19 protein-coding genes and 1 pseudogene are annotated in these 23733 nt (G+C 69.4%); 11 read left to right on the top strand and 9 right to left on the bottom strand.

Going from position 1 to position 23733, the window contains the following annotated elements; all coding sequences use genetic code 11:
• Positions 1 to 7: 7 nt before the first annotated feature.
• From ACGFY5_RS36460 to ACGFY5_RS36445, 4 genes are all read right to left on the bottom strand, one after another.
• Positions 8 to 847, bottom strand: coding sequence for a carbohydrate ABC transporter permease (locus ACGFY5_RS36460; RefSeq protein ID WP_392727652.1), 840 nt, complete (start codon positions 845 to 847; stop codon positions 8 to 10).
• Positions 840 to 1802, bottom strand: coding sequence for a carbohydrate ABC transporter permease (locus ACGFY5_RS36455; protein ID WP_392727650.1), 963 nt, complete (start codon positions 1800 to 1802; stop codon positions 840 to 842). Before ACGFY5_RS36455 ends, ACGFY5_RS36460 begins: the two co-directional genes overlap by 8 nt.
• A 65-nt stretch (positions 1803 to 1867) precedes the next feature.
• Positions 1868 to 3145: an ABC transporter substrate-binding protein gene (locus tag ACGFY5_RS36450; protein ID WP_392727859.1), complete on the bottom strand. Its 1278-nt coding sequence runs from the start codon at positions 3143 to 3145 to the stop codon at positions 1868 to 1870.
• Between the two features lie 253 nt (positions 3146 to 3398).
• The gene (locus ACGFY5_RS36445) at positions 3399 to 4691 is read right to left on the bottom strand and encodes an ABC transporter substrate-binding protein (protein WP_392727647.1); all 1293 of its coding nucleotides are present in this window, start codon (positions 4689 to 4691) and stop codon (positions 3399 to 3401) included.
• Between the two features lie 210 nt (positions 4692 to 4901).
• Here ACGFY5_RS36445 and ACGFY5_RS36440 point away from each other — a divergent pair, with 210 nt between their 5' ends.
• On the top strand, positions 4902 to 6065 hold the full coding sequence (locus tag ACGFY5_RS36440) for an ROK family transcriptional regulator (protein WP_392727644.1): 1164 nt from the start codon (positions 4902 to 4904) through the stop codon (positions 6063 to 6065).
• A gap of 100 nt (positions 6066 to 6165) precedes the next feature.
• Here the strand turns inward: ACGFY5_RS36440 and ACGFY5_RS36435 are convergent, their stop codons facing one another.
• Both ACGFY5_RS36435 and ACGFY5_RS36430 read right to left on the bottom strand, forming a co-directional pair.
• Positions 6166 to 7506 (bottom strand): NAD(P)/FAD-dependent oxidoreductase, encoded by a 1341-nt coding sequence (locus ACGFY5_RS36435; RefSeq protein WP_392727641.1) that lies wholly within the window; start codon positions 7504 to 7506, stop codon positions 6166 to 6168.
• A 9-nt stretch (positions 7507 to 7515) separates the two neighbouring features.
• Positions 7516 to 9150, bottom strand: a complete 1635-nt coding sequence (locus ACGFY5_RS36430; protein ID WP_392727638.1) for an amidohydrolase — start codon at positions 9148 to 9150, stop codon at positions 7516 to 7518.
• A 58-nt stretch (positions 9151 to 9208) separates the two neighbouring features.
• On the opposite strand from ACGFY5_RS36430, the gene ACGFY5_RS36425 reads away from it, so the two are divergent.
• On the top strand, positions 9209 to 9913 hold the full coding sequence (locus tag ACGFY5_RS36425; protein WP_392727636.1) for a carbon-nitrogen hydrolase family protein: 705 nt from the start codon (positions 9209 to 9211) through the stop codon (positions 9911 to 9913).
• A 6-nt stretch (positions 9914 to 9919) separates the two neighbouring features.
• Here the strand turns inward: ACGFY5_RS36425 and yidC are convergent, their stop codons facing one another.
• Together yidC and ACGFY5_RS36415 are read right to left on the bottom strand one after the other, a co-directional pair.
• Positions 9920 to 10621 carry a membrane protein insertase YidC gene (yidC, locus tag ACGFY5_RS36420; RefSeq protein WP_392727633.1) on the bottom strand — a complete coding sequence of 234 codons (702 nt, stop codon included), beginning with the start codon at positions 10619 to 10621 and terminating at the stop codon, positions 9920 to 9922.
• 127 nt (positions 10622 to 10748) lie between these two features.
• Positions 10749 to 11027, bottom strand: coding sequence for a hypothetical protein (locus ACGFY5_RS36415; protein ID WP_392727631.1), 279 nt, complete (start codon positions 11025 to 11027; stop codon positions 10749 to 10751).
• Positions 11028 to 11093: 66 nt separating this feature from the next.
• Here ACGFY5_RS36415 and ACGFY5_RS36410 point away from each other — a divergent pair.
• From ACGFY5_RS36410 to ACGFY5_RS36400, 3 genes and pseudogenes are all read left to right on the top strand, one after another.
• Positions 11094 to 11526 (top strand): annotated as a pseudogene (locus ACGFY5_RS36410) (PPOX class F420-dependent oxidoreductase).
• Between the two features lie 100 nt (positions 11527 to 11626).
• Positions 11627 to 13633 (top strand): ATP-binding protein, encoded by a 2007-nt coding sequence (locus tag ACGFY5_RS36405; RefSeq protein ID WP_392727628.1) that lies wholly within the window; start codon positions 11627 to 11629, stop codon positions 13631 to 13633.
• 53 nt (positions 13634 to 13686) lie between these two features.
• Positions 13687 to 14445 (top strand): dienelactone hydrolase family protein, encoded by a 759-nt coding sequence (locus ACGFY5_RS36400; RefSeq protein WP_392727626.1) that lies wholly within the window; start codon positions 13687 to 13689, stop codon positions 14443 to 14445.
• Here ACGFY5_RS36400 and ACGFY5_RS36395 read toward each other — a convergent pair.
• Positions 14442 to 15431 carry a LacI family DNA-binding transcriptional regulator gene (locus tag ACGFY5_RS36395; RefSeq protein ID WP_392727856.1) on the bottom strand — a complete coding sequence of 330 codons (990 nt, stop codon included), beginning with the start codon at positions 15429 to 15431 and terminating at the stop codon, positions 14442 to 14444. The two genes, ACGFY5_RS36400 and ACGFY5_RS36395, sit on opposite strands and share 4 nt — an antisense overlap.
• A gap of 412 nt (positions 15432 to 15843) precedes the next feature.
• Between ACGFY5_RS36395 and ACGFY5_RS36390 the strand changes: the two genes are divergently transcribed.
• From ACGFY5_RS36390 to ACGFY5_RS36365, 6 genes are all read left to right on the top strand, one after another.
• Positions 15844 to 16824, top strand: coding sequence for an ABC transporter substrate-binding protein (locus ACGFY5_RS36390; protein WP_392727624.1), 981 nt, complete (start codon positions 15844 to 15846; stop codon positions 16822 to 16824).
• 64 nt (positions 16825 to 16888) lie between these two features.
• On the top strand, positions 16889 to 18415 hold the full coding sequence (locus ACGFY5_RS36385) for a sugar ABC transporter ATP-binding protein (protein WP_392727622.1): 1527 nt from the start codon (positions 16889 to 16891) through the stop codon (positions 18413 to 18415).
• The gene (locus tag ACGFY5_RS36380; protein ID WP_392727620.1) at positions 18412 to 19437 is read left to right on the top strand and encodes an ABC transporter permease; all 1026 of its coding nucleotides are present in this window, start codon (positions 18412 to 18414) and stop codon (positions 19435 to 19437) included. Before ACGFY5_RS36385 ends, ACGFY5_RS36380 begins: the two co-directional genes overlap by 4 nt.
• Entirely contained in the window at positions 19434 to 20444 is a 1011-nt protein-coding gene (yjfF, locus tag ACGFY5_RS36375) for a galactofuranose ABC transporter, permease protein YjfF (RefSeq protein WP_392727617.1), read from the top strand. Before ACGFY5_RS36380 ends, yjfF begins: the two co-directional genes overlap by 4 nt.
• Positions 20445 to 20517: 73 nt before the next feature.
• Positions 20518 to 21996 (top strand): L-arabinose isomerase, encoded by a 1479-nt coding sequence (gene araA / locus ACGFY5_RS36370; RefSeq protein ID WP_392727614.1) that lies wholly within the window; start codon positions 20518 to 20520, stop codon positions 21994 to 21996.
• Between the two features lie 83 nt (positions 21997 to 22079).
• On the top strand, positions 22080 to 23717 hold the full coding sequence (locus tag ACGFY5_RS36365; RefSeq protein ID WP_392727611.1) for a methyl-accepting chemotaxis protein: 1638 nt from the start codon (positions 22080 to 22082) through the stop codon (positions 23715 to 23717).
• Positions 23718 to 23733: the final 16 nt, after the last annotated feature.

The following is a 23733-nucleotide window of genomic DNA, read 5'->3' as shown; positions in this document are numbered from 1 at the left end:
GTATCCCTCACTTGACGGCGCCGGCGGTGAGACCGGCCACGAAGTACTTCTGCAGGAACAGGAATGCGACGACGACCGGGATGCTGACGACGAGCGACGCCGCCATGATCTGGTTCCAATAGACGTCGTACTGCGTCGAATAACCGGACAGGCCCACTGCGACCGTCCTGGTTGTCTCGTCGGTCATGACCGAGGCGAACAGAACCTCACCCCAGGCGGTCATGAACGCGTAGACCGTGACCGCGAGAATTCCCGGCACGGCGGTCGGGATCAGCACGCGGAACAGAATGCGCATCGGCCCGGCGCCGTCCACCGACGCCGCCTCGTCCAGTTCCTTGGGAATCGCGTCGAAATAGCCGACGAGCATCCAGATCGAGAACGGCAGCGAGAACGTGAGATACGTGATGATCAGGCCCGTCCGGCTCGCGTACAGCTCGATTCCGGTGGCCCTGCCGATGTTGACGTAGATCAGGAACAGCGGCAGCAGGAACAGGATGCCCGGGAACATCTGGGTGGACAGCGCGCTCGCGAGGAACAGACCGCGACCGCGGAATCGCCAGCGGCTCGTGGCATAGGCCGCGAGGATCGCGATCGCCACGGAGAAGACCGCGGCGCACGTCGAGACGATCAGGCTGTTCACCAGGTACTGCCCGAGGGGCACCGTGCTCCACATGTCGACGAACGCTTCGAACGACACCCGTTTCGGCAGCCACGTGAAGGTGTCCCGGACGTCGCTGAGCGGCTTGATCGCCGTCGACAGCATGACGTAGATCGGAACGACGACGAACAACGTCAGCAGGGTCAGGACGATCCGGCGCGACCAGCGCTCGGCAGCGGTTTCATGCATCGGCGCGCGCCTTCCTCGTCAGGAACAGGTAGATCCCCGAGACGACGCTCAGGAAGAGCAGCAGCGCGACCGACATGGCCGAGCCGAGACCGAAGTTCCAGGTCACGAACGAGCTCTCGTAGATGTGGATCGAGATGAGGTCGGCCTGGTCCGGTGCGGACTTGCCGAACAGGACGTACGGGCTGTTGAAGTCGTTGAAGGTCCAGAGGAACAGCACCAGGAGCAGCACCTGGTTGACCGGGCCGAGCATCGGCAGCGTCACCGCGCGCAGCCGCCGCCAGAAGCCCGCACCGTCCATGTAGGCGGCTTCGTAGAGGTCCTGCGGGATGCCCTGCAGTCCCGCCATGATGCAGAGGAACGCGAACGGCCAGTGCTTCCAGACCATGACGATCACCAGCGACCAGAAGCTGTTGCCGCCGATCAGCCAGAACGGCCGGTCGTCGACGAGGTGCAACTGGTCGACGAGCACGTGGTTGAGCGCACCGGTGTCCCGCTGCAGCAGGAAGCTCCAGATGATCACCGCGGCGTAGACCGGCAGCGCGTACGGCGTCAGGAAGAGCGTCCGTAGGAGTGCGCGGCCGCGGAACGGGCGCTGCAGGAGCACGGCACCGGTCAGGCCCAGGAGGTAGGACAGGCTGACCACCAGGATCGTGCAGGCGCACGTCACCCAGAACGAGTGCAGGAGTTCTTTGCCGGTGGCGCTGTTGAAGTCGAGCGCGACCTTGTAGTTGTCGAGGCCGATGAACGGCGCGCCACCCCAGTCCCGGATGTGGAACTGGGTGAGCTCCTTCAAGCTCATCCAGATCCCGGTGATCATCGGGATGACGTGGACCGCCAGTTCCAGCACGATCGCCGGAATCAGCAGCAGGTACGGGAGGGCCGGAGTGCGGCGGCGTTTGCGGCGCGGCGGGCTCTCCGGGGGCGCCTCGTCGGGCGCCTTCAAAGTCGTCGTCATAACAAGGGGTCCTCTCCTGGCAACGGCCGGGACTGCACGTCCCGGCCGTTGCCGCGGCGTCCTAACTACTTGACCTGTTCCTCGGCGGTCTTGAGCTTGGTCTGGATCTCGGCGACCGAGGGCGACTTGCCCTTGGCGGCCGCGGCGAACAGGTCGTTCATGACGCCGCCGATCAACGTCTCGTACTGGCTCTCCTCGGGCACCTGCGGCAGCGGGGCCGCCGTGCTGGCGAGCGTCTCCGCGATCACCTTCTGCTCGGGCCCGGCGAACGCCGGGTCGTCGGACACGGTCGTGACCGACGGCAGCGAGCCGTAGGTCTTGTTCAGGACGGTCTGCTCTTCGTCGCTGGTCATGAACTTCACGAAGTCGAGCGCGCCGTCCTGGTTCTTGGAGTGCTTGAAGATCGCGATGTTGATGCCGGCGACCATGCTGTTGACCTTCTTGCCGCCGGGGGGAGCGGTGGCCGGGAACGGAACCGGCGCGACACCCCACTGCTCCGGCTTCATGCCGTGCAGGCCCAGCTGCGACCCGGCCGCCTGCCAGAGCAACATCGCTGCCTTGCCGTTGGCGAAGTCGGAGACCGACTCGTTCTGTGCGTACTCGGCGTTACCCGGGTTCGTGATCTTGTCGGCCGCGAGGAAGTCCACGTACCGCTTGATCGCCTGGGCGTTCTGCGGCGTACCGAACGTCGGCTTGCCGGACTTGTCGAACCACTCGCCTCCGTACTGCTGCGAGAACGTGAACGCGTGGTGCGAGTGCGCCGAAACGTGGGCGCCCTCCTGCGCCAGGCCCCACTTGCCGCCCTTGCTCAGCTTCTTGCCGTCGGCGACGAGCTCCTCCCAGGTCGCCGGGGGCTTCGTGATGCCGGCGTCGGCGAACATCTTCTTGTTGTAGTAGAGCGAGTAAGCGAGGGAGTAGATCGGCACCGCCGTCGGCGGCTTGCCCTCGGCACCGGCCGCGGCCAGGGCCGACGGCACGAAGCGGCTCTTGCCGCCCACCGCGTCGAGCTTGGCGTCGTCGAACGGAACAAAGGCATCGGTGGCCTGCAGTGACGCCGACCAGGTGTTGCCGATGTTGACGACGTCGGGCCCCTGACCGCTGGTGGCGGCGGCCAGTAGCCGGTTGAGCAGGTCCGACCAGGGCACGACTTCGACCTTGACCTTGATCCCCGTCTGCTTTTCGAACTTCGCCAGCTCGGGCTTCAGGATCTTGGCGTCTTCCTCCAGGCTGATGCTCTGGTTGCTGGCCCAGTAGGTCAGCGTTTTGGCGTCGCCCGAGTCACTCGAGCCGCCACAGGCGGCCAAGGTGGAAGCCAGTAAGGCCCCGACCGTTACCGCGGCCATTCGTCGCTTGAACACACGCAATCCTTTCCAGAGACGCCGGCCTGCTCGGCGAAGGAGTCCTGGGTTCGATGCGCGCGGAACCTAGGCCGAGTGACCAGCAGGTTTGGAGCGGCGGAGTCCAAAGCGTAGGGATATTTCGACATTGTGAGCGTTGTGTTGCAGATCGGCGCGACGAACGGCCGCCTGGAGGCGTTGAGTGGAAGCGCTTTCAGGTGGGCGGGCGGCCCGGGCGATGCCCCGGGCCGCTCCGCGTCTACTTGACTTGCTCCTGCGCCTTCTTGAGCTTCTCCTGGATCTCGGGGACCGTCGGAGATTTGCCCTTCGCCGCCTCGGCGAACAGGTCCTTCATGAGCCCGCCGACGAGAGTCTCGAACTGGCTCTCGCTCGCGACCTGGGGCAGCGGGGCCGCGCTGGTGGCCAGCGTGTCCTGAATGGCCTTCTGCTCGGGCTTCGCGAACGCCGGGTCGTCGGACACGGTGCTGACCGACGGCAGCGAGCCGTAGGTCTTGTTGAGCAGCGTCTGCTCCTCGTCGCTGGTCATGAACTTCACGAAGTCCAGCGCACCCTCTTGGTTCTTGGAGTGCTTGAAGATCGCGATGTTGATGCCGGCGACCATGCTGTTGATCTTCTTGCCGCTGGCCGGCGGGCTGGCCAGGAACGGCACCGGGGCGACGCCCCAGTCGTCGGCGGGCATGTTGCGCAGGGCGAGCTGCGAACCGACCGCCTGCCAGAGCAGCATTCCGGCCTTGCCGCTGGCGAAGTCGGCCACCGACTGGTTCTGTGCGTACTCGGCGTTACCCGGGTTGGTGATCTTGTCCGACGCGATGAAGTCGATGTACCGCTTGACGCCCTGGGCGTTGGCCTCGGTGTCGAAAGTCGGCTTGCCCGACTTGTCGAACCACTCACCGCCGTACTGCTGCGAGAACGCGAACGCGTGGTGCGAGTTCTCCGAGATGTGGGCGCCCTCGATGGCCAGGCCCCACTTGCCGCCCTTTGTCAGCTTCTTGCCGTCGGTGACGAGCTCTTCCCACGTCGTCGGCGGGTTCTGGATGCCCGCGGCGGCGAACATCTTCTTGTTGTAGTAGAGCGAGTAGGCGAGGGAGTAGATCGGCACCGCCGTCGGCGGCTTGCCCTCGGCACCCGCGGCGGCCAGCGCGGCCGGCACGAAGCGGCTCTTGCCGCCGATCTTCTCCAGGGTCGCGTCGTCGAACGGCACGAACGCGTCGGTGGCCTGCAGGGACGCCGACCAGGTGTTGCCGATGTTGACCACGTCGGGGCCCTGGCCGCTGGTGGCGGCGGCGAGCAGGCGGTTGAGCAGGTCCGACCAGGGGACGACCTCGAGTTTGACCTTGATGCCCGTCTGCTTCTCGAACTTGGCGAGTTCGGGCTTCAGGATCTCGGCGTCCTTCTCCAGGCTGGTGCTCTGGTTGCTCGCCCAGTAGGTGAGGGTCTTGGTGTCGCTGCCCGAATCACCCCCGCCACATGCGGCCAAAGTGGACGCCAGCAACGCTCCGACTGCAACGGCGGCTAATCGTCGCTTGAACACACGCTGTCCTTTCTGAGGGACGCCGGACGGCTCGGCGCGTGCTCCGGGGTCCGGTGCGAGCGGAACCCGGGCCGAGCGGCCCAGAGGTTTGGTGCAGCGGAGCCTAAAGTGCGATCGGCCACTTTGTTCACGACTTAATTCAAGGTGTTATTAAAGTGTTGCCGAGGACGGTTCGGGCGCTCGTACAGTTACGGCCAGGGGGGAGCACACATGGACGTTGTGTCGGGCAGAACGACCAACCGGGCACTCCGGCGCCAGAACCGCGCGACGCTGCTCTCGGCGCTCTTCCTCGACGGACCGCTGAGCCGGCAGGACCTGACGGCTCGTCACGGGCTGAGCCAGGCCGCGGTCAGCAACGTCGTCGCCGATCTGATGGACGACGGGCTGGTCGTCGAGGCCGGTGCGGTGGAGTCCGACGGTGGGCGGCCCCGCATCCTGCTGCGGGTGGCGCCGGAGTTCGCGTCGGTGGTCGGCGTCGACGTCGGGGAGACGCGGGTGCGCGTCGAGAAGTTCGACCTCGGGATGACTCCGCTGGCGAAAGCGGACTACCCGCTCGAGGACGTGGATCCCGCGTCCGTGGTTCGGCACGTGTTGGACGGGCTGTCGGAGGTCGCGGCCGAGGACGTGCTCGGCGTGGGCATCGGGGTGTCCGGGCTGGTGGAGCAGGGGCCCGAGGCCGTGGTGCACGCCCAGACGCTCGGCTGGGACGCCGTGCCGCTCGAGCGGATGCTGCGCGACGGCACCGACCTACCGCTGCACCTGGACAACGGCGCGAAGACCTGGGCGCAGGCCGAGCACTGGTTCGGCGCCGGACGCGGGGCGCGGCACGCGGCGTTCGCGCTGGTGGGGTCCGGGGTCGGGGCGGCGATCGTCGCGGACGGGCAGGCGTATCGCGGAGCGTCGAGCAGTGCGGGGGAGTGGGGGCACACGACGCTCGTCTACAACGGGCGGCCGTGCCGCTGCGGGGCGCGTGGATGTCTGGAGGCGTACATCGGGGCGGAGTCCCTGATCGCCCGGGCGGCCGAGGCCGGGATCGGAGTCGAGGGGCCGGACGAAGAGACGCAGGTGGCGTCCGTGCTCGCCGATCCCGCTGCTGCGGACGTTCTGGCGGAGACCGCGGCCTATCTCGGTGCCGGGGTGGCGAACCTGATCAACCTGTTCAACCCCGAGCGGGTGGTGATCGGGGGGTGGGCCGGGATCGCGCTGGGGTCGCTGCTGCCGCAGGTGCGGGCGGCCGCCGCCGCACAGGCGATGCGGCGCCCGTTCACCCAGGCGTCGATCTCCCTCTGCGAGCTCGGGACGGACGCCGTCGCGCTGGGCGCGGCGACCCTCCCGGTGGCGCGCCTGCTCGCCGCGGGCGGCACTCGCGACTGAGCCCGCGAGTTCCCGGTCCTACGACGAGTTCCCGGGCCTACGACGAGTTCCCGGGCCTACGGCGCGCGCGGGTAGCGCCGCAAACTCGTCGTAGGCCCGGCTAGCTGTCGAAGCCGAGGCCGAGGGCGTCCATGGTGCGCAGCCACGGGTTGCGGCGGCCCTCGTTCGCGTCGGCGCTGGCCATCGCGCGGCGCGTGAGTTCCACCCCGGCGAACCGGATCGGTTCGGGCGGGAACGGGACGGGTTTGGTGCGCACCATCGTCGTGCGGGTGCGTTCCGTGGAGACCCCGCTCAGCAGATCCAGCATCACCTCGGCGCCGAAGCGGGTCGCGCCCACCCCGAGGCCCGTGTAGCCCGCCGCGTACGCCACCCGACCCTGGCGGGCGACGCCGAAGAACGCCGAGAACCGCGTGCACGTGTCGATCGCACCGCCCCACGCGTTCGTGAAGCGCACCCCCTCGAGCTGCGGAAACGTCGTGAAGAAGTGCTCCGCGAGCGTCTCGTACGTCTGCGGACGGTCGTCGTACCGCGACCGCACCCGTCCCCCGAAGTGGTAGATCGCGTCGTACCCACCCCACAGGATCCGGTTGTCGGCGGTGAGCCGGTAGTAGTGGAACTGGTTACCGGAGTCACCCACCCCCTGCCGGTTGCGCCAGCCGATCTCCCCGAGCTGGGAGTCCGACAGCGGCTCGGTCATGAGCGCGTAGTCGTACACCGGGATCACGTACGGCCGCACCCGCGCCAGCGGCGACGGGTACACGTTCGTGCCCAGCGCCACCCACCGGGCCCGCACCCGCGCTCTCGGCGTGCGCAGAACCGTGCCGTTCAGCCCCAGCACCGGCGTGTGCTCGAACATCCGCACGCCGAGCCGCCGGCACACCGCAGCCAACCCCCACGCCAGCTTCGCCGGATGCACCATCGCGACCCCGCGCCGGTTCCACACCCCGCCGACGTACGTCGGCGAGTTCACCTCGGCGCGCACGGCGTCACGATCGAGGACGTCCGGCCCGAGGTCGCGTAACTGGTATTCCTCCGTCGCCACCGCCAGCTCGCCGGTGCGCTCCCACTCGGCGTCGATGCCGTACCGGACCAGCGTGTCTTCGATCGCCTGCAGGTTCTCCCCGCCCAGCCGTTCGAGCTCGGCGTACTCGTCCGGCCAGCGCGCCAGGCCGTTCGCCGCGCCGTGGGTCAACGACGCGGCGCAGAAACCGCCGTTGCGCCCGGAGGCCGCGTGCCCGATCCGGGCGCCTTCCAGCAGAACGACGTCCAGCGACGGATCGCGTTCCTTCGCGATCAGCGCCGTCCAGAGCCCGGAGTAACCGCCGCCGACGACGGCGAGGTCGCCGGAGGTGTCGGCGGTGAGCGGCGCCGTCGCCGCCGGTCGGCCCGGGTCCTCCAGCCAGTACGAACGATGTTCGACGTCGGCCAGGGACTTGTGCATTGTTCTGTCCTAAACGGAGTAGACGAGCGTTCCGTCGACGTAGGTCCGCGCCACGGTCGTGGCGCCGATCTCGTCGGCGGGGTGGTCGAACGGGTCACGGTCGAGGACGACGAGGTCGGCGCGGTTGCCCACGCGCAGGCTGCCGGTGTCGTCGAGGTGGTTCACGTACGCGCTGCCCGCGGTGTAGGCGGCGAGCGCGGTGCCGAGGTCGAGGCGCTGGTCGGGCAGGAACACGGGGCCGTCGGCCCCGACGTGACGTCGGTTGACCGCCACGTGGATGCCCTGGATCGGGTCGGCGCTCGACACCGGCCAGTCGCTGCCGGCCACCAGCGTCGCCCCGGCGCGCAGCGGGTCGCCGAACGGGTACTGGTGCTGTGCCAGGTCGTCGCCGAGGAACGGGATCGTCAGGTCGTCCATCTGGGGTTCGTGGGTGGCCCAGAGCGCCTGCATGTTCGCCGAGGCGCCCAACGTGTGGAACCGAGCGACGTCGGAAGGGTGGACGACCTGCAGGTGGGCGAGGTGTGGCCGGGTGTCGCGGAATCCGTTGACCTCGCGGGCCGCCTCGATCGCGTCCAGGGCCTCCCGGACCGCCCGGTCGCCGAGCGCGTGGAAGTGCACCTGGAAGTCCAGGGCGTCCAGCGCTGTGACGTAGCCCCGCAGCGCGATCGGGTCGACGAAGCTCAGCCCGGCGTTCGTCGTCGCGCAGCCGCAGGCGTCGCGGTAGGGCGCGGTCATTCCGGCGGTGAAGTTCTCCGCAACGCCGTCCTGCATGATCTTGACCGTCGAGCAGCGCAGGCGGCCGAGCGTGAAGCGGTTTCGCTTCTCGACCAGGCCGGGGATCTGCGACGCGTCGCCCGCGCGGTCCCACCACAGCGCGCCGACGACGGTCGCGGTGAGCAGTCCTTCGCGGGCCGCGGTCAGGTAGGCGTCGGAGACGTCCTGGTAGCCGTTCGTCGCGCACACCATGGCGTCCTGCCAGGCCGTGACGCCGTACGAGTGCAGCAGGGCCTGGGCGCGGAGCAGGCCGGTCAGGCGATCGGCGGCGGTGACCTCGGGGAGCACGGCGCCGACCAGCCCCATCGCGCCCTCCTGCAGCGCGCCGACCGGGGAGCCGTCGGCGTCGCGGTTGATCACGCCGTCGGCCGGGTCGGGGGTGTCGCGGGTGATGCCGGCCCGTTCCAGTGCGCGAGTGTTGGCCCAGGCGCCGTGGTGGTCGCGGTTCGTGAGGTACACCGGTCGGTCGGCGACGATCCGGTCGAGCATCTCGGCGGTCGGGACGCCGCTCGGGAAGCTCTCCATCGACCAGCCGCCGCCGACGATCCAGTCTGCGTCGGGGTGGCTCTCCGCGTACGCGCGGATTCGTTTCGCGTACTCGTTGAGGTCGGTGGTGCCGGTGAGGTCGCACTGGCCGAGTTCGAGGCCGCCGAACACCGCGTGCACGTGGGCGTCCTGGAAGCCGGGGAGCAGTAACCGGCCGTTCAGGTCGACGACCTCGGTTTTTCGGCCCCGGAGCTCGGAGGCGTCGGGACCGATCGCCACGATGCGGCCGTCGCGGACGGCCAGGGCACGCGACCGGCTGCGGGCCGGATCGGTGCACAGGACCGGGCCGTCGGTGAACAGCAGGTCAGCGGGGGGTTCGGTCATGCGACGATCGAAACGGCAGCGGCGCCGGGAGTCAATGGTGTTGTCGTAAGGGGTGCGGATGCTGGTGCTTGCGGTTGCGCAGCCGCTGGTGACGTCGTTCGACGTCGCAGCGAACGCTGTCGCGCACGCGGAGGCGGTGCGGGCTGCCCGAGCCCGCGTCGTGGTGTTCCCCGAGATGTCCCTGACCGGCTACGAGTTCACCGCCGATCCGCTCTCACCCGACGATGCACGCCTCACGCCGCTGATCGCGGCCTGCGCCGATACGGGATCGATCGCGCTGGCCGGCGCTCCGGTTGGCGGCGCGGGGAGGTCTATCGGGATGTTGGTGGTGGATGGGGGCGGGGTTCGGGTCGGGTACCGGAAGCAGTATCTCGGTGGGGGTGAGCCCGCGGTGTTCGTGCCCGGTACCGGACCGGTCGTGATCGAGGTCGACGGGTGGCGGCTGGGGCTGGCGATCTGCAAGGACACCGGGGTGGAGCAGCACGCTGCGGACACCGCTGCGCTGGGCATGGACGTGTACGTCGCCGGGGTGCTGGAGCACGCTTCGGATTTCGGGGTGCCGGCCGAGCGCGCGGTGCGGATCGCCGCGGCGCACGGAGTGCCGGTCGCTATCGCGAGCTTCGCCGGATCCAGTGGTGAGGGGTTCGAGCGGGCCGCCGGCGGCTCAGGGGTGTGGGCCGCCGACGGCGCCGTGCTCGCCCGCGCCGGAACGCTGCCGGGCGAGCTCGTCACAGCCGGCCTCACCCGGAACGATGTCGAGTAGGGCTCGCTAGGACGAGCCCAGCGCCACATCGTTCGGCGGAACCAGGCGGTCACGCAGCAACGCGTTCTCGAGCGTCGTCCAGACTGTGCTCGTGAGCAGGTAGAGCACCGCTGCGAGCGGGACCGTGACCGCGAAGGCGATCGACACGTACGGCGTGAAGCTCAGCCACGCCGGCTGGCCCAGGCGACGCAGCCGGCGTGCGGAGACCGTTGCGGTCACGACGAACAGCCCGAACAGCCCGACGAACACCGCGCTGTGGACACCGAGCAGCGAGCCGTCGAGCCAATGGTCGCCGAGGGGGACGCCGCCGAGTTCGCGGCTGAGCAACTCGTTGGGGGAGCCGCCCACCGCGGGGAGGCGGAACAGCGAGAACAGCGTGAGGAAGAACGGTGCCTGGAGCAGCATCGGGCCCATCGTGGTGAGCGTTCCGACGCCTTCGGCGCGGTAGAGCGCAGAGACCTCGGTCATCGCGCGGACCGGGTCGTTCGCATGCTTGTCGCGCAACTTCGTGACGCGGGGAGCGAGAGCGGCGCGGCGCTTCTCGACCCCGATCTGGCGGAACGTGAGGGGGAGCAGGAGCAGTCGCACGAGTGCGGTCGCGAGGACGATCGCGACGGCGGTCGCGGCGCCCCCGGCGATCGGGGTGAGCAGGTTGCTCGCCTCTTCCACGGCGGAGTAAGCACACTGAACGGGCAGGTCGAACGGCATGATGGACCCTCCGGGCCAACGATCGGAACGATGGCGGAGAGCCGCGCAGCACGGCGAGTCCCCGCGCCACGAGGCGCGGTGCTGGGCGACCGGCGGGCGCTGAGCGCCTAGCGCGCGGCCGAGGGTGCTACGCGGCTGGGGCCGCGGAGGGTGCCCTGGGGCGGACGCTGCCGCGGGCGTCGGGGTCTCGGTGCCGGGGGGCGCCTCGGTAGGCGGCGCGGCGGGCTCCCGCGGCGAGGCGGCCCGGGGTGAGTGCGGGGAGCCGGATGCCGATCCGGCGTAGAGCCAGCGTGGCGAGCAGGGCCACGGCGACGAACGCCAGCGCGCCGGTGTTGGGCTGGAGCAGAACCAGCAGGCCGGCGAGCGCCCAGAGCGTGACCACCGCACGGGGCAGGTGGCCGATCATGCCCCGACTCTAAGCCAGCACCGCCACCGTGGAATAGCCACCGGACCGCGGCGGGTTGGCGAGCATATGACCGACGACACGGGATTCGACCTGCACGCCCTCCTCGCCGACAGCAAGCTCGGCGTGCTCGCCACGATCAAAGCCGACGGCCGTCCCCAGCTCTCCCCGGATCTCGTTCTACGACCGCGAGGCGGGAATCATCTACGTCTCGATGACCGAAGGTCGCGCCAAGACCGTGAACCTGCGCCGCGACCCGCGCGCCTCCCTCGAGGTCACCACCCCCGACGGCTGGGCCTGGGCCACCGCCGAGGGCACCGGCACGCTCACCGGCCCGGGCACCGACCCGAACGGCCCCGAGGTCGAGGCATTGGTCGGCTACTACCGCGCGGCTGCCGGTGAACACCCCGACTGGGACGAGTACCGCTCGGTCATGGTGTCCGACCGGCGCGTCCTGCTCGCGCTGCACGTCGAGAAGGTTTACGGCGCGAAGATCCGGTAGTATATGTCGCTTATAGGGCGATTTCCGATCGGGGGCCGAAGCCGTGGCAGCACCGGCGGTCGCACGAGCGTCGGCTACGTCGAGCGACGACCTTGACGCGATGGCGCGCGCCGCTGCGGAGTCGGTCGACGTCCCGATCGGGCTGGTGACGCTCATCGACGGCGAGTGGATGCGCTTCGCCGGCGCGTTCGGCCTGGTCGGACCGCTGGCAGAGTCGCGTCGGATCCTCGTGTCGGAGTCGTTCTGCCAGGACGTGGTCGCCCGCGGTGAGCCGGTGGTGCTCCGCGACACCGCGGACGATCCCCGCTGCCGTCCGGCGGGGGCCGGGGTGCGCGTCGGCGCGTACATGGGAGTCCCGGTGCGCGGCCCGAACGGCGCGATCGTCGGCGTGGTGTGCGCTGTCGACGGGCGTCCACGGGAGTGGACGCCGGCCGAGATCGGCGCGCTGCGCGGCGTGGCCACCGCCGCGGGACACCTGCCCCGCCTGTTCGCCGACCTGCTCCCGGAGAGCCCCGATCCGCCGCGGGTCGACAACGCGGCGCCGCCGCACAGCCTCTTCCTCCAGGCGCTGCTCGACAGCCTCAACACCGCGGTCTTCGCCTGCGACGCCGCCGGCTACACGATGTTCGGCAACCCGGCGCTGCAGCGCATGCTCGATCTGGCCGACGACCTTCCTGCCGACGCTGCCACGCTCGCCGGCGACCGGCTGCTCGACGCCGACGGGCAGCCGTTGCCGCACGACCGCCACCCCAGCGCCCGCGCGCTGGCCGGTGAGCCGGTCCGCGACGTCGTGCTCCGCCTGGTCCGGCCGGGGCGTCCGCACCGCACGCTGATCGCCAACGCCGAGCGGATCACGGTGGCCGGTGCCGTGCTCGGCGCCGTCGTCGCGCTGCACGACGCCACCGACCAGCAGCGCGCCCAGCGCTTCCGGGAGTGCGCGCTCGCGGTGTCGCGCGCGCTGGTCGAGGCCGACCGGATCGCCGATGCGTCCCGGCAGGTCGTGGACGCGGTGGCGCGGTCACTGCACTGGCCGCACGCCGAACTCTGGCTGGCCGACCCGGTCATCGACGCCCTGCGACCGGCGGCGTCCTGGACCGACGGGGAGCCGGACCGTCCCGGCCTGATGGCCGAGTCGCTCGGCCCGGGCGTTGGCCTGGCGGGCACGACCTGGCAGACCGGCGAGCCGGTGTGGGTGCCCGACATCGCCACCGAGACCCGCTTCGACGTCGAGGGCGCGGCCCGGCGGAAGCTGCGCACGGCCCTCGCGGTGCCGGTCCGCAGTGCCGAGGCCGTCGTCGGTGTGCTCGCGCTCTACGCCGACACGCTCGACGAGGACCGCGTCGCGCTGACCGCGCACCTGGTGGGCATCGCCGCGCACCTCGGCCACTATCTGGAGCGGCGGCGCGCCGAGGAACTGGCGCTGCAGCTGGCCCGCACGAAGGACGACTTCCTCGCGCTGGTGGGCCACGAACTGCGGACGCCCCTCACGTCGATCACCACCTACGCCCAGCTGCTCACCGACAACCCGGACTGCTGGGACACCGACGGTCCGCAGTTGCTCGGTGTCATCCGGCGCAACACCGAGAGCTTGCAGGCGATCATCAACGACCTGCTCGACCTCGCGGGACTGGAGTCGGGGCACATCTCGATCCGACCGGCCGACACCGACCTCGCCGAGCTGACCCGGGAGGGCATCGACACGGTCCGGGCCGCGGCCGACTGCCGCGAGGTCACCGTCGTCGCGGACCTGCCGGACCGGGTGCCGCTGCACGGTGACCCGCAGCGGCTGCGCCAGATGCTCGACAACGTGCTGTCCAACGCCGTCAAGTACTCCCACCGGGGCGGTCGGGTCACGGTGGCGCTCACCGAGGAGGCCGGTGTGGCGAAGCTGTCGGTCGCCGACCACGGGATCGGCATCCCGCCGGACGAGCGCGACCGGCTCTTCCAGCGGTTCTTCCGGTCGTCGACGGCCCGGGACAACGGCGTTCCCGGCACCGGCCTCGGTCTGGTCGTCACGCGCGCGATCGTCGAGCGGCACGGCGGCCGGATCAGCGCGACCCACAACGAGCCGGGAACGACAATGGTGATCCGGCTCCCGATCGCGTGACCCGGCTTCACGCGTGAGGTAAAGATGGATGCATCGCGCAAGCAGGAGGGCCGATGGGCGCCAGATCAGTGCAGATCCCCACCCCGGACGGTGTAGCCGACGCGTTCGTCGCCCATCCCGAGGGCGACGGCCCGTGGCCGGCGGTGCTGTTCTACATGGACGCGTTCGGCGTCCGTGAGGTGCTCACCGACATGGCACGCACGATCGCCGACGACGGTTTCTTCGTCGTGCTGCCGAACGTCTTCTACCGGGGCGGTGCGGCCCCGCTGTTCGACACGTCCGACCTGGCCACCCCGGCCGGTCGCACGGCGGTCTACGGCCAGGCCGTCCCGCTGATCAAGGCGCTGACGCCGGAGCTGGTCGTCCGGGATGCGGGCGCCTATCTGGACTTCCTCGCCGCGCAGCCCGAGGTGAAGCCCGGGCCGATCGGCACGAACGGTTACTGCCTGGGCGGCCGGCTGGCGGTCCGCACCGCAGCCGCGTTCCCCGACCGGATCGCGGCGGTGGCGAGCTTCCACGCCGGTGGTCTGGTCACCGACGAGCCCGACAGTCCGCACCAGCAGATCGCCGACGTCCGCACCGAGTACTACTTCGCGCACGCCGAGAACGACCCCTCGATGACGCCCGCCGACGTCACCGCGCTGAACGAGGTGCTGGACGCGACCGGCGTCCGGTTCAAGTCGGAGATCTACGAGGGAACCGAGCACGGCTTCACGATGTCCGACAGCGACGTCTACGACCCGATGAGCCTCGAACGCCACTGGCGCAACCTGCTGGAACTCTTCGAGCGCACGCTCCAGGACAGGGCCTAACGGCGGGCGGTGCTGCTCCGGACCGTGAGTGTCGGTTCGAGCAGCACACCGCCCTCGGCGCGCCCGGTGGGCGCCTCCTCGCGCAGCTGGGCGAGCAGCACCTCGAGGCTGCGCCGCCCGAGCTCCGCGAAGTCCTGCCGGACGGTGGTGAGCGGCGGCAGGAAGTAACCGGCCTCTGGGACGTCATCGAAACCGACCACGCTGACGTCGTCCGGCACCCGGCGTCCGCCCTCGTGCAGCGCCCGCAGCACGCCGAGCGCCACCGGGTCGTTCGCGCAGAAGACCGCGGTCACCGACGGGTCGCGCGCCAGCGCCTCGCCGGCCTCGTAGCCGGAGTCCGCGGTCCACGCCCCGAACTCGGCCGACGGCACGACCCGATCGTTGGCGTAGAGCGTCGCGCGCCAGCCGTCGATGCGGTCGCGCGCCTCGGGCCAGTCGGCCGGCCCGCCGACGTGGTGCACTGTCGCGTGCCCGAGGTCGAGCAGGTGCTGGGTCGCCAGCGCCGCGCCCGCCCGATTGTCGAACCGGACGCTCGCCACGCCGCTCTCGCCGGCGCCGCCGACACCGACAGCGCCCAGCCCATCGGGCACCTGGGCCAGCGCGTGCGCGGCCGACTCCTTGGGTGCGATCGCGACGATGCCCTCCACTGCCTGCGCGCAGAGCCGGTCGATCGCCTCGAGCACGGCCGTGCGCTCGAGCGAGCGCACGGTGACGACGCTGACGAAGTACCCGGCGGCGCGCGCGGCGTCCTCGATGCCGTAGAGCATGGACGCGGGGCCGTAGAGCGTGCTCTCGAACCCGATCAGCCCGAGGATCCCGGAGCGGCGGGTGGCCAGCGTGCGCGCGGCGAGGTTGCGGCGGTAGTTCAGTGCCCGCATCGCTTCCAGCACGCGTGCCCGGGTCTCCTCCCGGACGCTGGGGTGCTCGTTCAGGACCCGGGAGACGGTCTGGTGGGAAACGCCCGCGAGCCGCGCGACGTCACGCATGATCGACGTCCGGGGGCGCTCGGACGGTCGCTCCGGTGCGGACAAAGGACCCTCCATCCGTGCCCTGTGATCGCTCACATCGTAGCTAGGCGCTTTGAAAGACCTGGGTAACGGTAGGGCTCGCGCGTCTTTCCTCTGCGAAGGTGTCCGTCGGCAACAGACCGGTAACGCACCGTCCAATAGCCCTTGACGCGCTGAATGAGAACGGTAACACTCTCGGAACACGGACGCGTGATCCACGCCACACCGAGTTTTTCCCGCTCTCGGAGCGCCCTTCCGGATGCTCTCGCGGCGGAGTTCGACTGTCCGAAGTCCACCCCAGTGACCGATTTTGTGAGCGGTCACAAGGGGTGTTAGCGGTCACATGACGAGTATTTGCATGACACGGACTCGCACGACACGGGAGGACGAAGTGATCAGGAGAGTCTCCGCGGCCATCGCCGCCGGGTTACTCGTCGCCGCCGGCCTGGCCGGCTGCGGTGGCGACAGCGGGAGCGGTAGCGGCAACGACGACGGCAAGATCACGCTGGGATTCGCCCAGGTCGGCGCGGAGAGCGGCTGGCGGACGGCGAACACCAAGTCGATCCAGGAGTCGGCGAAGACCGCCGGAATCGATCTCAAGTTCTCCGATGCTCAGCAGAAGCAGGAGAACCAGATCAAGGCGATCCGCAGCTACATCGCCCAGAAGGTCGACGTCATCGCGTTCTCGCCGGTGGTCGAAGACGGCTGGGACCAGGTGCTGAAGGAGGCCAAGGACGCCGAGATCCCGGTCATCCTCACCGACCGGGCGGTCAGCTCGAAGGACACGTCGCTCTACGAGACGTTCATCGGCTCGGACTTCGTGCTCGAGGGCAAGAAGGCCGGCGAGTGGCTGGTCGAGGACTCGAAGGCCGCCAAGGGTCCGGTCAACGTCATCCAGCTCGAAGGCACCACCGGTGCCGCACCGGCCAACGACCGCAAGTCGGGCTTCGCCGACGCGATCAAGGCCGACCCGAAGATCAAGGTCGTCGCGTCGCAGGACGGCGAGTTCACCCGCGCCAAGGGCAAGGAGGTCGCGGAGGCGCTGTTCAAGGCGCACCCCGAGGCCAACGTGCTCTACGCCCACAACGACGACATGGGGCTCGGCGCGATCGAGGCGCTCGAGGCCGCCGGTAAGAAGCCGGGTGTCGACGTCAAGATCATCACCGTCGACGCGGTGAAGGACGGGATGACGGCCCTGTCCGAGGGCAAGATCAATTTCATCGTCGAGTGCAGTCCGCTCCTCGGCCCGCAGCTGATGGACCTGGTCAAGCAGGTCGTCGACGGGAAGAAGGTCGAGAAGCGGATCCTCACGGAGGAGACGACCTTCACCCAGGAGCAGGCCAAGGCCGCTTTGCCCGAGCGCAAGTACTGAGTCACCCGACCCGGGTGGGCCGCACCGCGGCCCGCCCGGGGTCTTTGCGTGGAACGGAGTGGTGATGGGGGATTCCGAGCCCATCCTGGAGATGGCCGGCGTGGGTAAGACGTTCCCCGGCGTCGTCGCACTCGCCGACGTGGACTTCCGCCTGTTCCCGGGCGAGGTCCACGCGTTGATGGGGGAGAACGGGGCCGGCAAGTCGACGCTGATCAAGGTGCTCACCGGCGTCTACGACATCGACGCCGGGTCGATCCGGTTGAACGGCGAGGACGTCCGGTTCTCCGGCCCGCTGCAGGCGCAGAAGGCCGGGATCAGCACCGTCTACCAGGAAGTCAACCTGGTACCGAACCTGTCGGTCGCCGAGAACATCTTCATCGGCCGCGAGCCGCGCCGCCTCGGCGCGATCCAGTGGCGGACGATGCGCCGTCGATCGGCCGAACTCTTGCGCGGGCTCGAGCTCGACCTCGACGTCACCGCGCTGCTGGGCAGCTACTCGATCGCGATCCAGCAGATGGTGGCGATCGCGCGAGCTGTCGACATCTCCGCGAAGGTGCTGATCCTCGACGAGCCGACGTCCAGCCTGGACGCTTCCGAGGTCGAGCAGCTCTTCCGGGTGATGCGCAGGCTCAAGGACGAGGGGCTCGCGATCGTCTTCGTGTCGCACTTCCTCGACCAGGTCTACGAGATCGCCGACCGGATGACCGTGCTCCGCAACGGCCGGCGAGTCGGCGAGTACCAGGTCGCGGAGCTCCCGCAGTCGCAGCTCGTCAGCGCGATGATCGGCAAGGAGCTGGCCGCGCTGGAGAAGCTCGAGGAGCAGCCGAAGCCCTCGACCGCCGCCCTGGAACAGGGCGAGCCGGTGGTCGCCGCCACCGACGTCAGCCGCACCGGTGCGATCGAGCCGTTCTCGCTCACGATCCACCAGGGCGAGGTCGTCGGGCTGGCCGGGCTGCTCGGTTCCGGCCGAACCGAGCTGGCGCGCCTGCTGTTCGGTGCCGACAAGGCCGACCAGGGTACGTTCGCGTTCAACGGCAAGCCGGTGACGATGCGCGGCCCCCGCACGGCGATGGAGCAGGGCGTCGCGTTCAGCTCGGAGAACCGCCGCACCGAGGGTGTCGTCGGCGAGCTGACCGTACGGGAGAACATCATCCTCGCGATGCAGGCCGCCCGCGGCTGGTCGCGGCCGATCCCGCGCGGACGCCAGGACGAGCTGGTCGAGAAGTACATCACCGCGCTCGACATCCGGCCGACCAACCCGGATGCCCAGGTCCGCAACCTCTCCGGTGGCAACCAGCAGAAGGTGCTGCTCGCCCGCTGGCTGATCACCGAACCGAAGCTGCTGATCGTCGACGAGCCCACCCGCGGCATCGACGTCGGCGCGAAAGCCGAGATCCAGCGCCTGCTCGCGCAGCTCTCCGGCGACGGCATGGCGGTGCTGTTCATCAGCGCCGAACTCGAGGAGGTGTTACGGCTCTCGCACAAGATCGCGGTGCTCCGCGACCGGCGGCTGGTCGAACAGCTCGACAACACCGACGACGTGGACGTCGACCGGATCCTCGCCACGATCGCGAGCGGAGTGGCCGAATGAGCAACGTGTTGAAACATCGGCTGTTCTGGCCGGCCTTGGCGCTGGTACTCCTGCTGGTGAGCAATCTCTTCTTCAGCTCGGACTTCTTCAACGTCCGGCTCCAGGACGGCCACCTCTACGGATCGCTGATCGACATCCTGCGCGGCAGCACGCCGCTGGTGCTGGTGGCGCTCGGCATGACGATGGTGATCGCCACCGCCGGTATCGACCTGTCGGTCGGCTCGGTCATCGCGATCGTCGGCGCGTTCGCCTGCCTGCGCGTCAGCGAACTGACCGACCAGAACAGCGTCGGTGGGGTGCTGCTGGCGGTCGGGCTCGCGATCGTGCTCGGCCTGGTGCTCGGGCTCTGGAACGGTGTGCTGGTCGCCGTCGTCGGCATCCAGCCCATCATTGCGACGCTCATCCTGCTGGTCGGCGGGCGCGGCGTCGCGCAGCTGATCACCGACGGGCAGATCATCAACGTCCGCTCCGACCCGTACCGCACGATCGGCGCTGGCTACGCGTTGACGATCCCGGTCGCGGTGATCATCGCCGCAGCCGTCGTCGCCCTCGCTGTGGTGTTCACCCGCCGCACCGCGCTCGGCATGCTGATCGAGTCGGTCGGCAGCAGTCCCACCGCGAGCCGGCTCGCCGGCATCCAGGCCCGACGGCTGACGCTCATCGCGTACGTGTTCTCGGGTTTCTGCGCCGGAGTCGCCGGGCTGATCTACAGCTCGAACATCTCCAGCGCCGACGGCAACAACGCCGGCAACCTGATCGAGTTGGACGCCATCCTGGCGGTCGTGATCGGCGGCACCGCGTTGACCGGTGGCCGGTTCTCGATCGCGGGCAGCGTGCTCGGTGCGGTGCTGATCCAGGCGCTCAACGTCACGATCTACACGACCGGCATCCCGAACAACGTCACGCTGTTGTTCAAGGCAGTCGTCGTCGTCGTTCTCTGCCTCGCCCAGTCCCCGGTGTTCCGTTCCAAGGTGTTCGGGCGGTTCCGACGCAAGCCTGCCCTCGCGGAGGTGGCGGCATGACGAGTGTGATCACTGAGCCCCCGCTGGAGCGGCCGAAGGTCGCGCGCGCCAAGCGGTACGGCGTCAACTCCCGGTACGTGCCGGTGCTGGCCACCCTCGTGCTGTTCGGCCTGATGTACGGCATCGGGATCGCGAACTACGAGGGCTTCAGCGACACCCAGGTGCTGCTGAACGTCTTCATCGACAACGCGCACCTGCTGACGGTCGCGGTCGGGATGACGTTCGTGATCCTGTCCGGCGGGATCGACCTGTCGGTCGGGGCGGTGCTCGCGCTCGGCACCGTGATCGCGGCGGCGCTGCTGCGCGCCGGCTGGAACCCGTTCGCCGTCATCGTGATCGTGCTGGTCGTGGGGGCGTTGTTCGGGCTCGCGCAGGGCGCGATCATCCACTACTTCGAGATCCAGCCGTTCATCGCGACGCTGGCCGGCCTGTTCACCGCCCGCGGGCTCGCGCACCTGATCACGACGAAGTCGATCCGGATCGAGAACGACTTCTGGTCGACGGCCACCGAGCGCATCCACTTCGGCGGGTTCCGGCTCTCCCCGAGCGCGCTGATCGCGATCGTGCTGGCGATCGTCGCCGCGTTGGCGCTGGCCTACACCCGCTTCGGACGCAACACGTACGCGATCGGCGGCAACGCGCAGTCGGCCGCGCTGATGGGGCTGCCGGTGGCCCGCACCCGGATCGGCGTCTACACGCTGTCCGGCCTGTGCGCGGCGCTCGGTGGCGTCCTCTACAGCTTCGAGACGCCTGCGGGCTTCAGCCTGACCGCGCAGGGCATGGAGCTCGACGCGATCGCCGCGGTCGTGATCGGCGGAACGCTGCTGAGCGGAGGATCGGGCTTCCTGGCCGGCACCGTGCTCGGTGTCCTGGTGCTCGGCCTGATCCAGACGATGATTACGTTTCAGGGAACGCTGAGCTCGTGGTGGACCCGCATCTTCATCGCCGGCCTGCTCTTCGCGTTCATCCTCCTGCAGCGGATCGTCACCCGCCGCGAACCCACGTAGGCCCCCGCCGCACCGGCTCACGCTGGCGCGGCGCAGTATGTGAACGTTCACAACGTCGTAGGAGGTACGTCGCATGGGCGAGATCTGGTTCCTCACCGGCAGCCAGGGGCTGTACGGACCGGAGACGCTGGACCAGGTCGCCGAGCAGTCACGGCGGATCGCCGACCAGCTCGGAGACGGCGATCTGGGAGTGTCGGTGGTCTGGAAGCCGGTGCTGACCGACTCGGCCGCGATCCTCCGCATCTGCCAGGAGGCCGACGCCAACCCCGACGTCGTCGGTCTCGTGGCGTGGATGCACACGTTCTCACCGGCCAAGATGTGGATCGCCGGGCTCGACGCGCTGCGCAAGCCGCTGCTGCACCTGCACACGCAGGCCAACGTCGCGCTGCCGTGGGCCGAGATCGACATGGACTTCATGAACCTGAACCAGGCCGCCCACGGCGACCGCGAGTTCGGCTTCATCCAGTCCCGGCTCGGCGTCGCGCGCAAGACCGTCGCGGGGCACGTCAGCGACCCGCGCGTCGGCAAGCGCGTGGCCGCTTGGGCGCGGGCCGCGCTGGGCTACTCCGAGATGCGGACGCTGCGCCTGGCGCGCTTCGGCGACAACATGCGCGATGTGGCGGTGACCGAGGGTGACAAGGTCGAGGCGCAGCTCAAGTTCGGCGTCTCGGTGAACACGTACGGCGTCAACGACCTGGTCGAGGTCGTCGACGCGACCTCCGACGCCGAGGTCGACAAGCTCGTCGCCGAGTACGAGGAGCGCTACGAGGTCGTCCCGGAGCTGCGCGCGGGCGGCGACCGCCACGAGTCGCTGCGCTACGGCGCCCGGATCGAGCTCGGCCTCCGGTCCTTCCTCGAGGCGGGTGGCTTCCGCGCGTTCACGACCAACTTCGAGGACCTCGGCGGCCTGCGTCAGCTGCCCGGCCTCGCGGTGCAGCGCCTGATGGGTGACGGTTACGGCTTCGGCGGCGAGGGCGACTGGAAGACCTCGGTCCTGCTGCGGACGCTCAAGGCGATGGCCCCCGGCGGCACGTCGTTCATGGAGGACTACACCTACGACCTGACGCCCGGGTCCGAGCGGATCCTCGGCGCGCACATGCTCGAGGTGTGCCCGAGCATCGCGGTCGGGACGCCGCGCATCGAGATCCATCCGCTCGGCATCGGCGGACGCGAGGACCCGGTGCGGATGGTGTTCGACGCCGCCCCCGGCCCCGCTGTCGTCATCGGCATGGCCGACCTGGGGGAGCGGTTCCGGCTGGTCGCGAACGAGATCGAGGTCGTCGCGCCGAGCGAGCCGCTGCCGAAGCTGCCGGTCGCCCGTGCGGTGTGGAAGCCGGCGCCCGATCTGGCGACGTCCGCCGAGTCCTGGCTGACCGCCGGCGGTCCGCACCACACCGTGCTCTCGTCCGTGGTGGGCGTCGAGGAGTTGACCGACCTCGCCGAGATGGTGTCGACCGAGCTGGTCGTGATCGACGCGGACACCAACCCGCGCCGCCTCGCGAACGAGCTGCGGTGGAACCAGGCGTACTACCGCCTCGCGCGAGGATTCTGAGTTCCTCAGATTCTGCCTCTTCTACCCGATAGTGGGTGCATTCCGGGTGCTTCCGGGGTGTACCAGGGGTGGAGAGGATCCGCATGGCGAGTTACGAGGCCGCCGGTTCGGGCGTGGCAGCGCGGCGTAACCCTCTCATGCGGTGGCTGGCCGACCGGCCGGTCAAAGTGAAGCTGGTTCTCGCGCTGGGCGTGCTCGCCGTCGTCGCCATCGCGGTCGGCATCGTCGGTATCCGTTCGCTGGCGGAGACGAACAAGGACTCGCAGCACCTCTACGACGAGAACGTGATCTCGATGATCGCGCTCGGCCGGGTGCACCAGGAAGAGCTGAAGACTCGCATGCTCGTCAACGGGCATGCGAGTGCCCTGGACGCCAAGACGATGGGCGAGTGGGAAACCAAGATCCAGGAGAGCGACGCCGAGCTCGCCAAGTGGGAAGCGGAGTACGAGAAGGCCGGACCCGAGGACCGGGCCACCTGGAACGAGTTCAAAGTGGCCTGGAAGGCGTGGCAGGACTACCGGGACGCCACCCTGCTGCCGCTGAGCCGTTCGAACAACAACGTCGCGTTCAACGTCGCGCTCACCGGCAAGTCCGCGGATCTCACCGGCGCTGCCGCCGACCTGCTGGACTCGCTCGAGGCGTACGACGCGAACCTGGCCAAGCAGACCGCGGACAAGGCCGCTGACGCGTACCGCAGCGCCCGGATCACCGTGATCTCGCTGCTCGTCATCGGGCTGCTGATCGCCGGTGCGCTCAGCGTCGTCATCACGCAGTTGATCGTGTCGCCGCTGCGCCGGGTGTCCGGCGTGCTGGACGCGATGGCGGCCGGTGACCTCACCCAGGGCGCCCACGTCAACTCGAAGGACGAGGTCGGCCAGATGGCCGACTCGCTCGGCCGCGCCCAGGAGGGCGTCCGGCAGGCGATCAGCGCGCTGGCCCGCAGCGCCGAGACGCTGTCCGGCAGCGCCGACGAACTGTCGAGCGTCAGCCAGCAGATCGCGAGCACCGCGCAGGACGCGTCCAGCCAGGCCGGTGTCGTGTCCGAGGCGTCGGAGGAGGTCTCCCGCAACGTGCAGACCGTCGCCGCTGGTAGTGAGGAGATGGGCGCCGCGATCCGGGAGATCTCGCAGTCGGCCAACGACGCGGCGGGCGTCGCGTCGCAGGCGGTGTCGGCGGCCGCGGCGACGAACGCCACGGTGGCGAAGCTCGGCGAGTCGTCGACGGAGATCGGCAACGTGGTCAAGGTCATCACGTCGATCGCGGAGCAGACGAACCTGCTGGCGTTGAACGCGACGATCGAGGCGGCCCGCGCGGGCGAGGCGGGTAAGGGGTTCGCTGTTGTCGCGAACGAGGTGAAGGACCTGGCGCAGGAGACGGCTCAGGCGACCGAGAACATCTCCAAGCGGGTCGAGGCGATCCAGGCCGACACGGATTCCGCGGTGGCGGCGATCGAGCAGATTTCCGGGATCATCGCGCAGATCAACGACTACCAGATGACGATCGCCTCGGCGGTCGAGGAGCAGACCGCCACGACCAACGAGATGAACCGCAGCATCAGCGAGGCTGCGATGAGCTCCTCGCAGATCGCCGCGAACATCTCCGGTGTCGCCGACGCCACCCAGCGCACGAGCGGCAACGCCGGCGAGGCGCGGGCCGCCGCCGAGCGGCTCAACGCGATGTCGGCCGACCTGCGAGCCCTCGTCGGAAGGTTCCGGTACTAGGACTGTCGGTCGTGCC

Source organism: Cryptosporangium sp. NPDC048952, assembly GCF_043197895.1.
Classification (GTDB): Bacteria; Actinomycetota; Actinomycetes; order Mycobacteriales; family Cryptosporangiaceae; genus Cryptosporangium.
This window is presented reverse-complemented; position numbering and strand designations above follow the sequence as displayed.

Coding starts and splice junctions, on each gene's coding strand:
- yidC (WP_392727633.1), bottom strand. CDS start 10,621: ATGCCGTTCGACCTGCCCGTTCAGTGTGCTTACTCCGCCGTGGAAGAG.
- ACGFY5_RS36455 (WP_392727650.1), bottom strand. CDS start 1,802: ATGACGACGACTTTGAAGGCGCCCGACGAGGCGCCCCCGGAGAGCCCG.
- ACGFY5_RS36380 (WP_392727620.1), top strand. CDS start 18,412: ATGAGCAACGTGTTGAAACATCGGCTGTTCTGGCCGGCCTTGGCGCTG.
- ACGFY5_RS36435 (WP_392727641.1), bottom strand. CDS start 7,506: ATGCACAAGTCCCTGGCCGACGTCGAACATCGTTCGTACTGGCTGGAG.
- ACGFY5_RS36385 (WP_392727622.1), top strand. CDS start 16,889: ATGGGGGATTCCGAGCCCATCCTGGAGATGGCCGGCGTGGGTAAGACG.
- araA (WP_392727614.1), top strand. CDS start 20,518: ATGGGCGAGATCTGGTTCCTCACCGGCAGCCAGGGGCTGTACGGACCG.
- ACGFY5_RS36365 (WP_392727611.1), top strand. CDS start 22,080: ATGGCGAGTTACGAGGCCGCCGGTTCGGGCGTGGCAGCGCGGCGTAAC.
- ACGFY5_RS36450 (WP_392727859.1), bottom strand. CDS start 3,145: ATGGCCGCGGTAACGGTCGGGGCCTTACTGGCTTCCACCTTGGCCGCC.
- ACGFY5_RS36405 (WP_392727628.1), top strand. CDS start 11,627: ATGGCGCGCGCCGCTGCGGAGTCGGTCGACGTCCCGATCGGGCTGGTG.
- ACGFY5_RS36395 (WP_392727856.1), bottom strand. CDS start 15,431: ATGCGTGACGTCGCGCGGCTCGCGGGCGTTTCCCACCAGACCGTCTCC.
- ACGFY5_RS36415 (WP_392727631.1), bottom strand. CDS start 11,027: ATGATCGGCCACCTGCCCCGTGCGGTGGTCACGCTCTGGGCGCTCGCC.
- ACGFY5_RS36440 (WP_392727644.1), top strand. CDS start 4,902: ATGGACGTTGTGTCGGGCAGAACGACCAACCGGGCACTCCGGCGCCAG.
- ACGFY5_RS36430 (WP_392727638.1), bottom strand. CDS start 9,150: ATGACCGAACCCCCCGCTGACCTGCTGTTCACCGACGGCCCGGTCCTG.
- ACGFY5_RS36460 (WP_392727652.1), bottom strand. CDS start 847: ATGCATGAAACCGCTGCCGAGCGCTGGTCGCGCCGGATCGTCCTGACC.
- ACGFY5_RS36425 (WP_392727636.1), top strand. CDS start 9,209: ATGCTGGTGCTTGCGGTTGCGCAGCCGCTGGTGACGTCGTTCGACGTC.
- yjfF (WP_392727617.1), top strand. CDS start 19,434: ATGACGAGTGTGATCACTGAGCCCCCGCTGGAGCGGCCGAAGGTCGCG.
- ACGFY5_RS36400 (WP_392727626.1), top strand. CDS start 13,687: ATGGGCGCCAGATCAGTGCAGATCCCCACCCCGGACGGTGTAGCCGAC.